General features: G+C 57.5%; 8 protein-coding genes. All 8 read right to left on the bottom strand.

What is annotated here, in order from left to right:
• Positions 1 to 19 precede the first annotated feature (19 nt).
• Positions 20 to 3,121, bottom strand: coding sequence for a type III restriction-modification system endonuclease (locus P5703_RS20790; protein WP_111482090.1), 3,102 nt, complete (start codon positions 3,119 to 3,121; stop codon positions 20 to 22).
• Positions 3,122 to 3,224: 103 nt separating this feature from the next.
• On the bottom strand, positions 3,225 to 4,907 hold the full coding sequence (locus P5703_RS20795) for an RNA-binding domain-containing protein (protein WP_279641152.1): 1,683 nt from the start codon (positions 4,905 to 4,907) through the stop codon (positions 3,225 to 3,227).
• Positions 4,908 to 4,918: 11 nt separating this feature from the next.
• Positions 4,919 to 6,811: a site-specific DNA-methyltransferase gene (locus P5703_RS20800; RefSeq protein ID WP_279641151.1), complete on the bottom strand. Its 1,893-nt coding sequence runs from the start codon at positions 6,809 to 6,811 to the stop codon at positions 4,919 to 4,921.
• A 10-nt stretch (positions 6,812 to 6,821) separates the two neighbouring features.
• Positions 6,822 to 7,589, bottom strand: a complete 768-nt coding sequence (locus P5703_RS20805) for a DUF4391 domain-containing protein (protein WP_279641150.1) — start codon at positions 7,587 to 7,589, stop codon at positions 6,822 to 6,824.
• Between the two features lie 23 nt (positions 7,590 to 7,612).
• Complete coding sequence (locus P5703_RS20810) at positions 7,613 to 8,146, bottom strand: hypothetical protein (protein ID WP_279641149.1); 534 nt, start codon at positions 8,144 to 8,146, stop codon at positions 7,613 to 7,615.
• A gap of 32 nt (positions 8,147 to 8,178) precedes the next feature.
• Entirely contained in the window at positions 8,179 to 11,460 is a 3,282-nt protein-coding gene (locus tag P5703_RS20815) for a helicase-related protein (RefSeq protein ID WP_279641148.1), read from the bottom strand.
• Positions 11,461 to 11,564: 104 nt separating this feature from the next.
• On the bottom strand, positions 11,565 to 11,930 hold the full coding sequence (locus tag P5703_RS20820) for a hypothetical protein (protein ID WP_279641147.1): 366 nt from the start codon (positions 11,928 to 11,930) through the stop codon (positions 11,565 to 11,567).
• A 279-nt stretch (positions 11,931 to 12,209) separates the two neighbouring features.
• On the bottom strand, positions 12,210 to 13,223 hold the full coding sequence (locus P5703_RS20825) for a hypothetical protein (RefSeq protein WP_279641146.1): 1,014 nt from the start codon (positions 13,221 to 13,223) through the stop codon (positions 12,210 to 12,212).
• Positions 13,224 to 13,621 lie beyond the last annotated feature (398 nt).

Raw genomic sequence — 13,621 nt, forward strand, 5'->3', positions numbered from 1 at the left:
AGTCGGGCGGCTCGGACTATCAGCAAACTACAGGCGCCACGATGTCCATCAGCTGTGCGTAATCGGTCACCACGTCGTACCTGACGCGGTCCTGCGTGACACGCTGGCTAATCTCATCGAAGAACCTGCGCGCGCATTCGATCTTGGTCTTTTCGATCTCTCGCAGCTTCAGCGAGGACATGGACCCCTTGGTTTCAGCCACGAAATAAATATGCCGCACGCTACCCTCGCGGAACGAAATTGCCCAGTCCGGGTTGTAATCGCCCACCGGGGTCGGAATCAGGAAGCCGCGCGGGAGTTTGGCGTACACCACCACCTCGCTGCTGGTATCCAGCTCCTGCACAAAACGGCGCTCGATATCGGAGTCAACGATGGCGTAGTCGTAAATATGTTTGCTCAGCTTTGCCGAGGCACGGGAGAAGTCCTGGCCTACCTGGTTGGCAGTGAAGATCGACACGTCGTGCTGCTGATCCAGCTCGTCATACACCAGCCGCTCAATGACCATCGCGGCTTTCTGCTCGATGATCAGTCGCGACGCTTCGGCAATGAAATGCTCCGGGTTCTGGCTGAACTGCTTGAACACCGCAGGCTGAATACCTTGCAGAATCTCAGCTGTGGTCTGGCGGGTCAGCTGTGAAGCCGCGGAAACCTTGCCTAGCAGGTCATAGCGAACCGTCGAATGAATGGAGTCGGCGTACTCGGTCGCCGTTTCTTCCACCTTGAAGCCATCGCCAGCACGCAGTTGCTCATCCGTCAGGCCGCTGTGCTGGATGCCCTTGTGCACCGAGTATTGCAGTGGGGTAACACGCAGCTTGCTGTCGAGCGCAGCGATGCACTTGCGCACCAGCTCGGGCGAGTCGAACTCGACGCGGTACACCGCCCTGCGGTTGATCCGGTTCCAGAGCTCCTGGAACTCCTTCTTGTCGAAATTCGCGTTGCGCGGATTGGTCTTGGGCTTGCGGCCGTCGTCCACCCTGGGCAACTGCCCATCGCTGAACACGCTGTCGATCAGCTCGAAAATATGATCGGCATACGGCTGCAGCTCTGCCGGCAAGGATGCCAGCGTGCCAGCGGCTTTATCCTGGTGGTATGCCTCTGCGATCTGGTCCGTATCGTCGGTGTAGTCATTTTTCGCCAGGTACCGATAGATCTGCTTAGCCATGGCCGGCGTCACTTCGACCGGCCCTTGCTCGGTGCTCAACACCTTGCCGGTGAAGTAGCTTTCGGTAGCCTGGCGAGGCCGTGCCGTGAGGGTTTCGGCGATCTCCTGCTGCAGCCCGGCCACGAAGCTCTGATAGCTTTCGCTGGCAATCACCGTGAGCACGTTAACGTCGTGTACCACGGCCGGATGGTCTACACGGTCGCCATGCTGGTCTACACATAGCCGCAAGCCGCGCCCCACTTCCTGACGGCGGGAGATGCTGTTGTCGCTGTGCTTGAGCATGCACATGACGAAAACGTTCGGATTGTCCCAACCTTCGCGCAACGCGGAATGAGAGAAAATGAAGCGGGTAGGCTCGGCAAACGACAGCAGCCGCTCCTTGTCCTTGAGTATCAGGTCATAGGCGTCTACATCACCCGAATCGACCGCCCTGGCCCCTACGGCCGGGTCTTTCAGGCGGTTGGTTTTCTTGTCGATGGAGAAATAGCCATTGTGGGTGGCCTGCGCGTCGATTCCTGAGAGGTACTGGCGATAAGCATGATTGTCCAGGTCCAGCTCCGACAGGTACTCGTCTTTCAGCTGCTGGTATTCCTCTTCAAAGGTCCGAGCATAATCGCCCTTCTCATCGGCTTGGCTGTAGTCACGGTACTTCACCACCTCATCGATAAAGAACAGGGACAGCACCTTGATGCCCTGGGCGAACAGCTGTTTCTCCCGGTCCAGGTGGGCCTTGATGGTTTCGCGAATCTGAATGCGGCGGATGTCGCGCTCGGACACATCACCATTGGCCTCACCGGCCTTCAGCACCAGGCCGTTGGTGAACTCCACGGTATCGCTATTGGCGTCGATCTGGCTGATGACAAAACCGTCGCGGTACTGGTCCAGCTCGCCGGATAGCACAAACAAATCATCGCGAAATGCCAGGCGGCGCAGCTGGCGTTTGATCTCTCCAGACTTCAGTTTCACCTCAAGCTCGATGCGCGCCACTGGCGCCTTGCTGGAGATGTCGATGCCCTCCAGGTACAGATAACTATTGGTGCCGGCCTGCCCGCGCGTCTGGATACCACGCACGGCGATCTTCTTTACGAGCTTCTGGTTGTAGGCATCCAGTGCGTCGAGGCGGTGAATACGGTTGTGCAGCGTACGGTGGGTGGCCGAGTAGCGCAGAATCATTAGCGGCTTGAACTTGGGCAAAGCCTCCATGGTGGCGGCACCTTCCATCTTCTGCGGCTCATCCAGAATCAGGATCGGACGGTTGGCGGCGATCACGTCGATGGGCTTGCGCGACTGGAAGTCATCCAGCTCGTCGTAGATGCGGCGATTGTCAGCACCACGGGCATTGAATGCCTGGATGTTCATCACCATCACGTTGATGCCGGCATCTGAGGAGTAGCTCTCCAGCTCATGCAGCCGCTTAGAGTTGTAGGTAAAAAACCGAGCCTTCTTGCCGTAGCCTTCAGTGAAATGGTCGGCGGTGATCTGCAGCGACTTCTGCACACCTTCGCGGATGGCAATCGACGGCACCATGATGATGAACTTCGACCAACCGTAGCGCTTGTTCAGTTCGAAAATCGTCTTGATGTAGCAGTAAGTTTTTCCGGTGCCGGTCTCCATTTCTACATCGAGGTGGATCCGCGAAGCCGCCAGTGCCTCCTTCTTGTAGGTCGCCTTGACCGGCACGCGGGCACCCTTGGCATCGAACGTGGTGAACTCGACTAGAGTCTGGGATACCGGCAGGTTCTGCCGACGCTGAACCTTCTGGATGTTCTCCAGCAACTGCATGTCGCTCAAGACAAGGTCGACGTTCTTGAAGCCATCCTCGAAAGCGTTCGCCTGGCTTTGCTGGCCAGGATCAATGCGATAGGTCAAGCCATTGCTCAGTGGCTGGCCGGCAAAGCAGTCCACCACGGACTCGACAGCATGGGTCTGGTAGGGCTGTACTTTGAATTTGAGTTTCATCTCACCACTGACCTTCTCTGCAAGCTCTCTGCAGGCTGCAGCCTACAAATAACTGTAACCTATTGATTTTTAATGGCTTTACCAAGATCTCTTTGCAGGCTCTCTATTTTTCTCTTTTGAAGCTCTCTGCAATTTTCCAGCAAGATGCGGTATCTGAACCCGTGTTCACAATGACCCCGCGGCGCCTCAGCTTCGTCAGCAACGTGCTGATCTTGTTGTATTTTTGCTGCGGGTCCAGCGCATCACTAAGCTTGTCGAGCAGGAGCTGGTTGATCTCTGCACGGCTGGCTTGCTCGAAGCGCTCCAGATAATCTGTAAGCAGCTTGGCGTAGAACTCGTCGTCTTGGGCGCGGGTACGGATGTAGTCCGCCTTACTGGCAGTGACTTTGGCAACGCTTGCGGAGACATGGAAGTTAGGCTTGCGGCCTTCAATCAGCCCGGCGCGCTTGAGGCGCGAAACCGCATCGTCCGGAATCGCCAGCTTCTTCTGGACTCGATCGAGGGCGAGCACGTCTTCCAGCGGCAGGTCTGTTTTTTGGATCAACAGACGGCTATAAGCCGGGTCCACCACCTGACCATGGATGGTCAGCCGCACCATCTGCGGTTCACTCAGGTCGTAATCCGGCATGGGAAAGAAGCGCCGGGCCTGGCGGGCGTGCATGTCATGGATGCCGTAGCCCATGGTGTCGATCATGTTCAGCTCAGCCATCGCCTGGGCCAGGAAAGGATTACGGTAGCGCCGTGGCGTGCGGGTGCCAGCAATGTAGTCGGCAGGCTGTCCCTCGAAAAAGCCACCTTCATTCTCCAACACCAGACGATCAGGAAACTCCGTCACCACGATTCGGCCATTGCGGCTGTAATCCTGGTGGGCAATGCAGTTGTGCAGCGCTTCGAGGACGATCTTCTGGTCGTACTTGGCCAGTTCCACCGCCAGCAATTGGTCATCCGGCAATAGGCGCACCTGAATGTTGCGTATCCTGCGATACAAGTCGCTGCTAGCGAGCAGAAACGGTGGGTCAAAATGCTCGTAGGCCCGCTCCGGCCCCTCCAGCCTCCAGGTCATTTGCGCGGGGTGGGGAGACAAAAGATGGGCGGCCTCCAGCTTGCCAAGCAACAGCAAGGTCGTCCGCGTGATCTGCCCGTCACGCGTCAACTTGGCGCGGTCGAGGAAAGTAGTAACCGGCCAGCCCATCACCTCGTCCAGGTCGAACCGGTTGGCGTACTTCTTGGCAAAGGATTCGCGAGCCGTATTCAGGGCAACGCTGTCCAGGTGGGACAACTTCGCGCCCGGCACCAACTGGGCCGACCAATCGGCGGCGCCCACCTGAGCGCGGATCTCGTCGAGCTTATCGAGCCCCAGGTGAGTCAGGCTCTCCCCGGAGCGGGCGTAATAATGCCCCTTCCAGGCAATCGGCAAGCCAAGCGGTGCTGCGGGGATCTCGAAAAGCAGTACCCGACCCTCGTCCAGCTTCAACTCATGGATTTCACGCAGGGTGACGCTCGGCTCCGTAGAGTCGGAAACCTCCATCTTCAGGTTGTGCAGGCGCTCGGGCTGCGGACGGTAGTCGGTGCCGCCGCATGCAATCCATCGGGTGCGGTTATCCACGCCAAAGACCAGCCAGGCCCGGTCGTGATTGCGCAGATTCGCCTCGTTGGCCAGGGCAGAGAAATAGCGGCCGATTTTGTCGCTGGAATAGTCATCACCAGCGCGCTTGAACTCCACCACCTCACCTTCCCAGCGCTCGACCAGTGACTCCAGCAACGCCTGCAAAGCCTGATGATCCATTACGGCCTCCGTCAAAGCGTCCTGACTTCAGTGCTCGGCGACAGCTGACGGAAGATCTGTTCGACGTTGATCTTCAGCGCATCGGAAGCAAAGCCGTTGTCGCGGAATACCACGCGCAGCGGTTCAACCTTGGCCAGCTCCTTGACCAGCTCCTCGCTGATGCCCTGATCGAAGCAGGCGACCAGCGCATTGTCGTCGACGAAGAACACCGTCTTGCCGTGCAGGGTTTCGCGGCGGATCGGCAGGGTCAGGTCCACGCCCCAGTCCACCAGCACCTGGAACAGCAGGTCTTCTGCGGTACGGTCAGGCTTGACGTTGTCCACCGACTCGAACAGGTCGGCCTGCGACAGCTGATCCGGGCGGTAGTAGACGTCCTTCATATTGGAGGTGTCGACCTTGAGGACGCGGAAGCCGACATCACGATTCCAGTCGGGGTGACAATTGCCTTCGAGGACATTCTTGCCAGCACGGCGGATTCGTTCTTTTGTGAGCTCAGCGATATTTCTAGGAACCCCAAGTGTGTCGCAAAGTTTAGCAGCAGTACCTTGAACTGAGTTTTCGCGATCAAGCTGCTCCGGAAGCTGAACCAAGATAAAGCTTCTCGAATGCCCATCTGCTGCGCACTGCTTGAATACGGCGTCCGCTGTAGTTCCTGAGCCAGCAAAAAAGTCGACAACAACATCTCCGCACTCTGTTAGCTGCTCAATAAAAAGCTGAATGAGGGCTGTTGGCTTGGGGAAGGTAAATGCAACCCCTCCCATTAGTGAATTTAACTCCCTGGTCCCATCGGCAGTACTGAAGCCACTCAGAACGGATGAAATGTTCTTGAATAGGCTCTTCATTTCATTAAGGAAAAGTTTATGCCGGGGCCTGCCTTCAGCGTTCTCAGGAAATATAATGCGCCCTTCTTGGATCTTTAGGCTCATTGTTTTAGGCTCATAGCGCCACCCTTTAGGCGGGCACCCATAGTTAATTCCCGTCTCTGGATCAACTAGGTCGTAATGCAAGTTTGGCCTTGCATCCCTGGTAGCTAGACCAGTTAGATCTGCGGACCTCCAAGGCCCACGCGGGTCGTTATCTGGGTTCGAGAACTTGTCAAAGTCTTTCTCGGTTCCGCGAAAGCGCGCACTATCTCCGCGAGAGTAGCAGACAAGATACTCATGATCCGTTGATACCCCAGTAGTAGCCCTAGTATCCTCGCTGACACGAGATTTCCAAGCAAACTGCGCAATAAAGTTATCCCGCCCAAACACCTCATCACAAACGATACGGAGATTACTGACCTCACCATCATCAATGCTTATTACAATCACCCCATCATCAGATAGCAGCTTCTTTGCCAATCTAATTCGCGGATATAGCATTGATAGCCAGTCGGAATGAAATTGGCCATTTGCAGTTGTATTTGATACTAACCGATTACCCTCGGAGTCTTTCTGAAGAGATTCCTCCAAGTACCTTTGAGCCCCCTGCGCAAAGCGATCCTCATAGATGAAATCACTTCCCGTATTATACGGAGGATCAATATAGATAAGCTTTATCTTGCCAAGATAATTCTCCTGAAGCAGTTTCAGCGCATCGGCATTGTCTCCCTCAATGAGTAGGTTCCGGGTTTTTGAGAAGTCGACACTTTCGCTCTCCGCAGGGCGGAGTGTTTTCCCAATTGGCGTATTTGAAACTATCAAAGCTTCCCGCTTCCCCGGCCAGTCCAGCCGATAGCGCTCCTGCGGCCCCTCCACGATATGGTCACTCAGTTCCTGCTTGAGCTGGTCGAAATCCACCGCCAGACGCAGCTTGCCGGTCTTGTCGTCCCGAGCCTCGGTCACGCAGCCGGGAAACAGCTCGCGAATCTTCGCGATGTTCTCCTGGCTCAGGTCGGGGCTGTGCATCTTCAGTTTGTCCATCGGGTCTCTCTCAATGTTGTGCGGCAGCGGCCTGCTGACGGGTCAGCCGCTCCAATTCCTGTCTGGCATCGCGCAGCTCGGCATTGATGGCTACGCGCTTGTTGAACTGTTTTTCGCGGCCAAGGCGCGCCTTGATCCGCTCGATCTCCTTGCTCTGGGCGGCGATGCGCTCGGCCAGGGAAATACGTTGCTCCAGGCTGAGGCTGACCGAGCCAGCAGCGACCTGCACTGTGGTTGAGTACGGGGCAGGCGCTTCTCCGGTGGAGACAGGCATGGGCTCCGGCTGACTGTGGCCCGCCACCAATGGGCTCAGCAGCCGCTCATAGAGAGCGGCCATGTCCAGCACCACGGGCAGTGGCTGGCGGGGCGAGTCTTCCGGCAGCCACTCGCTCTCGAAGTAGTTCCCCACCACCCAGTGGCTGCTGTTGGCTTCGCTCGGGCGCTTCCAGGCCGCGGTCAGTTTGATCTGGCTGTGGTAGCTCAGCTCGAAGAGCAACGGTAACGGGATGGCCTTGTCAATGGCGCGCAGCACGGCATGATCCAACCTCGCGCTGCGCAGTTCAATGTGGAACACCTGGATCTCGCTGACCGTGCGAGTCGCCGGCAGATTGAGGGTCTCGGGGGCCAGCTTGTAGGCCCAGCGGATCTGTTCGACCTGGCTGACGAATTTGTCACGCAGGGCGCTGTCCGGCTCGGCGCGTTCGTAGATCTTCGACTTCGGTATCACCCGGTCGAACCTGGCCTTTTCCGGAAATTTGAACAACTGTACGCAGCTCATGAGGCTCATGCCGACGAACGGGCCTAGATGGCCTTCTTGTTGAACAGTTTCCAGTGCCCTTGCTCATTGCGCTTGAGGGTGTAGCGCACCTTCAAGCTCGGGCAGCAGCGGCCATCGTTCTCGGCATAGTCCCGACCGTCGATGACGATCACATCTTCGGTATTGGCCACCACGGCATCGTACCCCGTGCTGGAGTAGAACTCGAACTCGGTCACCGGCGACGACTTGTGTGGGTCTACATAGAAGGTGTTGCCTGCGCCGACCTTGACGATCGACAGGTGGACGCCGGTCGTGCCGCTGCCTCCGGCACAGCCAATGTCACCGTTCCAGATGACGGCATACTCGGCCAGCTCCCTGTCGTACAAGTCCGCCCAGGGTACCAGGGTCATGAATTCCTGATTCACGTACTCGGGGTCCGTGCAGCCAATACTCTCGGCATGCTTGTAGGCAACCGCGAGGGCCTGGCGCTTGATGTCCGCTTCGGACGGCACGGTGCTGGCGGTCGCCGCCGTGGCGAACAGGCCGGAAAGAATGGCTGCGGCGAGTGTTTTTTTCATTTGGATTCATCCATGAAGGCAAGGAGCGGGGTTCAGATGACCACGACGAAAGCGATGAGCTCGAAGTCGTCAAGGCCGGTAATGCTGTCACACAGCGCGGTGGTCCGGCCGCCACTGAACAGGCTGTCGATGTCCTTCTCTTCCTGCACCTCGATCATGGCGCGAATGGCCTGATCGAGCAGGTTGGAGTAGGCCTGCATCTGGCGGCCATCATCGGTGGCCTGGTTGAAGCGTTGGTAGGCTTCGGCAATCGGCTGGTTGTAACCCTTGCAGGCGCTACGGGCCAGGTCCAGCAGGCGCTTGGCTTCGGTGTGGTCGCTGATGACCCGGCCATCGGTGCCGATGTAGATCAGGTAGTAGGGGTAGAGGCGGTTCTGCTGGTTGATGTCCACACTATGGTTGCGGTTGCGCAGGGTGAAGATCACGCCGGGCAGTAGGCTCACCTCGGGATGCGCCGGCACCACGGCATGCAGACCATTGGGCAGGTGGTCCAGCTCGCCGTGTTGCTTGATGTAGTTGAGCAGGTCCATGCGAAAATCGTTGAGCCCGAGGTCGGTGATGGAAACGCCTGTCTTGAGGTCTTCCATCTCGATCACTTCGTCCTGCAGGCGGCGCAGCTGCTCCTTGCGGTAGGCCACGTCGTTGGCCTGGGCGTTGAGCACGTTGTCGTCGCCGGTCGCGGTGACGTCGGCGATCATCATGCGGTTTTCCACTCGCTCCTTGAGGTTGATGTACTCATCGAGGCTGATGTCTGGCCAGTAGTTGACCAATTGAATGCTTGCGTTCTGTGAGCCGATCCGGTCGACCCGGCCGAAGCGCTGGATGATGCGTACCGGGTTCCAATGGATGTCGTAGTTGATCAGGTAGTCGCAGTCCTGCAGGTTCTGGCCCTCGGAAATGCAGTCGGTACCGATCAGGATGTCGATTTCCCGCGGCTCGTCCGGGTAGATCGCGGCTTTCTCCTTGGAGCGTGGCGAGAAAAGGGTCAGCAGGCCCTGGAAGTCGTAGCTCTGCCGGCTACCGGGCATGTTGCCGAGAGTCGACTTGGGCGCATCGCTGCCGGTGACCCTGCCGGTATGCACCTGGTGGTGGCGCTGCAGATCGCTGGCCAGGTTGTCGTAGAGGTAATTGGCGGTGTCGGCGAAGGCGGTGAAGATCAGCACCTTGCGGTTGCCGGGGTTGATCGGTGAGGCGAGCTTGCTGGCGATCTGAGTTTTTAGGTGCTGCAGCTTGGCATCGTCGGCCGGGGTGACCTTGCGCATCTCGCCGAGCAGTTCGTCGATGTAGAGCAGGTCGGTCTGCAGATCCTGCTCCCAGGAGGGCAAATCCATGTCAGCCAGGTTGATGGTGATCTTCTTGCCGATGCTGAAGTCGCCCGGTACCGGCAGACTGTCATCGTCGAAATCGACGTCCTCGAAGGCCGCCGAGACGTCGGCAAAGCCGCTCTCCAGGCCGGTCTTGCGGAAGTTGGCGATCTTCTCCAGCGCGTTGCGATGGCTGGCCTGTAGGCTTTGCAGGGTCAGGCGGAAGGCTTCCACCGAGCTTTCCAAGCGCTTGAGCAGGTTGGTGGTCATCAGTGCCTGCAGGCTCTTCTCGCGGTCGGCCTGCTTGAGCTTGCCGCGCCCGCCCTCGGTCTGGGTGTCGTACAGCTCTTCGTATTTCTTCAACCGGCTGGGCAGGATGTAGCTGACCGGCGCATACACGGCGAGCTTGAGCAGCGAGAGCTGGTCGAAGATCTCGTTGAAGCCGATCACGTCACCGCGCTGGGTCAGCGGGCAGTGGAAGGACAGCGGCTTGCGGCGCTCGGGGAAGCGGCCGATTTCGGCGGTGTTGTAGAAGGTTTCGATGTGCCGGCGCGAGCGGGCGATGGTCACGCTGTCGAGCAGCTCGAAGAAGTCGAAATCGAGGCTGTTGAGGATCGCCGTGGCGGTGCGCTTCTCTGCTGGCAGGTTGGACCAGGCGTTGAAGGCGGCCTGGGCGCGGCGGAAGATCTGCTCGATGTCCTGGTCGCCGCGCAGGCGCTTGCTCAGCGCTTCACTGTCGCCTTCGTAGGCCAGGGCCAGCTGGTTCTTCAGGTCGTTGAAGCGGTTGTTGACCGGGGTGGCCGAGAGCATCAGCACCTTGGTCTTCACTCCCTGGCGGATGACCTGGTTCATCAGCCGCTGGTAGCGGGTTTCCTTGTCCTTGTAGGCGTCGTTGTTGCGGAAGTTGTGGGACTCATCGATCACCACCAGGTCGTAGTTGCCCCAGTTGACCCGGTCCAGCGGAATGCCCAGCGAGGTGCCGCGGGTACGGCTGAGGTCGGTATGACACAGCACGTCGTAGTTGAAGCGGTCCTTGGCGAAGATGTTGGTCTTGAGGTTCTGGTTGTAGTTCAGCCAGTTGTCGGCCAGCTTCTTCGGACAGAGCACCAGGACGGACTTGTTGCGCAGCTCGTAGTACTTGATCACGGCCAGCGCGGTGAAGGTTTTGCCCAGGCCCACGCTGTCGGCCAGGATGCAGCCGTTGTAGGTTTCCAGCTTGTTGATCAGCCCGGTCGCCGCATCACGCTGGAAGTTGAACAGCTTCTGCCAGATCAGGGTGTCCTGGTAGCCAGTGAGCTCGTTGGGCAGCACGTCCTCGCTGACGTCCTCCAGGAACTCGCGGAAAATGTTGTAGAGCATCAGGAAATAGATGCGTTCGGGCGCGTTCTCCTGATAGACCGAGGCGATGTGCTCGCAGAGGCACGCGGTGACATCTTCCAGCTTGTCCGGGTCGTTCCAGATCTGCTCGAACAGGTTGAGGAACATGCCCGTGTGGGCCGGTTCGTCGAAGCGGGTGACGATGTTGGAGAGCGCATTGCCCCTCTGGTAGCCCAGGTCCACGGCGGTGAAGCCCTGCACCGGCATGTAGACGGCATCGCCTGCCTGGCCTTTCACTCCGATGAACGGCTGCATCGGTGCCTGGCCTCTGTTGGAGCGGAAGGTCGCCTTGCGCCGAATCCAGTCAGCGCACTCGCGGGCAATGGCCTTCTGGGTGAGCTTGTTCTTCAGCTGGATCTCGAACTCACTGCCGGTGAGGCTGCGCTCGCGCTCAGCCTTGGGGATGTGGAACTCGCGCTGCTCCTTCTTCAGCTTGTCGCTGGCTTCGCTGGGCACGAAGGTTGGCGAGGTGAAGACGAACTCCAGGGAGTCGATGCTCTCCAGCTCCTTCTTCAATGCCACATAGGCGTAGATCGAGAAGCAGGAGGCGGCGATCTTCAGCTTGGCACCGGGCTTGAGCTGGCCCTTGAGATCCTCGCCGAGCAGCGCGTTGATGTTGTCGATCAGTTCCATGAGGCGTAACCATCCAAGCAGAGCAAGCTCGGATTATCACTAAGAACAAGAGGAACTTCACGTTTTTACTGTCGGCTTCGGACTGTGTCTTCACAGACTACTGCTCAATCATCCCCGAAGCCGAACGCGTTCCCTCCAGCATCGAAGCAATCGCTGACCATTGGGAGGCCTGTCGCCGGGTTGAACTCAAACATTGGTTTGAGTACTTCAAGCTCTTCAAGCTCTTCAAGCTCTTCAAGCTCTTCAAGCTCTTCAAGCTCTTCAAGCTCTTCAAGCTCTTCAAGCTCTTCAAGCTCTTCAAGCTCTTCAAGCTCTTCAGCGTAGGCGATGCCGGACCCGCTGTACGTTGACCCCTTGGTAAGCGTGTCATGGATGACCACGCCTCGACCTCGCTGAGGGTAAATGATTGTTATATATCCTTCACCGATACTTTTAGGCCGTAGCCATGCTCTTAATAGCTGCTTAATCATGCCAGCTCCTAGAACCAGCTATTGGTAGACGGCGAAGCCAAGCAAGCTTGATGTGGCACTTCCAAGCTATCAGCGTCAGAGACCAGGCGCAGAAAATAACTCTCGTTTCCCTCGTGCAGCCTGATGCAAAAGCTTATTTCCACCTCGAAGAAGCCTGGCGTCCGCTCGGCCATCTCCAAAATCTCATTGAGCCGCAATGAAAAATCCCGCATGTATTCTCTCCCGACAAGCCATTCAAGCGGATGGTGGCCTATCAAGATGAACTAGCAAGTCGTGAGACTATCGCTTCGTATCAAGTGCGGGCCCGGTGACTGGGAGGAGTGGCACTGAGAGGCGCTTGTTAACGAACTCAGGGCGCCCATTAGATATGAAGCCGTACGCGTGGCCGTTGTAGAAGATCCGGTTCGGAAGCCCACGCTGCGCGCCCCATATCAAATGAGGAGAGGCGTAAAGCGTCGCTATAATTTGCGTGCCAATCGTCGTATGGTCCATGGATCGCCAACCTACTGGACTAACAAACCCATTACTGTCCCTAGCGATTTCGAGAGCCCCCCTGGTCAGCAAGGCCGGTTTGTCGAACATCCGAACAGAAGCACTGTTTCCCTGCTGGGTCTTCCACTTCACAGGGAAGCCGACCAATGCGCTGATAGGGTCGGTCGACGTAACAGCTTCAACTTCTCCGATATTCACCGCCACAAGAAATTGCTCTGGCAGGTACGGATAACGGCTCGCCAACACTTGCCCACCGAGGACCATGCGGTAAATCCGGCTTGATGATTCACACCCGTAGAAGCAAGCGAGCTTAGCGTTCAGCGCTCCAGCAACCGACTGCAGGCGGCGATCCATCATTGTCATCAGCGCGCCCCGTACCTCTTCAGAGGTACGTAACGGCTTGCCATCGAATTCATCAGGCATAAATGCCTGGCTGATATACTTCAGGCTTCCGTCTCCGCTCAGCATTCCGAGCACTAGAACAGAGGCGCCCAACGCATCACCTGCTGCCGAGCCAAACTGCCCCACAGCCAAATCTGCCGACATGGATGTGAATGTTGAATGATCAACTGCATCCCATTGCCGCACATACTCCGTTTCTAAGACACGGCTCTCTATGCGGGCCCGCGCATCCGCGTCCGCCAGATACCGTGCTAGGTAGCCAATGCGAATTTGCTCGTCTTGGTTATCAAACGAAGTCGCCGGCAACCTCACCGAAACGTCTTTCATCCAAGGGTCGGAGACACATCCTGAAAGCAGCATGGCCGCTGCGAGTGCACATAGGATGGTGAAACATTTCATCGGATCGCCTCCTTGGCATATTTGTCAGTACGTAGGCCTTAGGCCACTTCGATTGACAGTTCCGCGCCCTTATATACAAATGCTAATAGCGGGACAATGACACCACTCAAGTCTCGTTATCTAATCCGGACGCCGGGTCCTTCGAGTACGGATGTGCGTCAACCGATGGGTATACGTTTAGGTATACATGAACGACATAAACAGGCTTTATCGCCGTATCTACGTGGTCTTAAGCCCTACTGTTCGACTCCTGGTGCCGCACCATAGAAATCAACGACTTAGGCTCACCGCAAGGTGGGCCTTTTTCATTTGTGGGCTTTTTGGTCACCGCTTCTCTTGCGCTGATCGGCGCCTTCGAGCTCCGATGGCCGAGCACCTCATCATGGGCTAGATTCAGC

Origin of the sequence: Stutzerimonas sp. FeSN7 (assembly GCF_030263795.1) — a bacterium.
Classification (GTDB): domain Bacteria; phylum Pseudomonadota; class Gammaproteobacteria; order Pseudomonadales; family Pseudomonadaceae; genus Stutzerimonas; species Stutzerimonas stutzeri.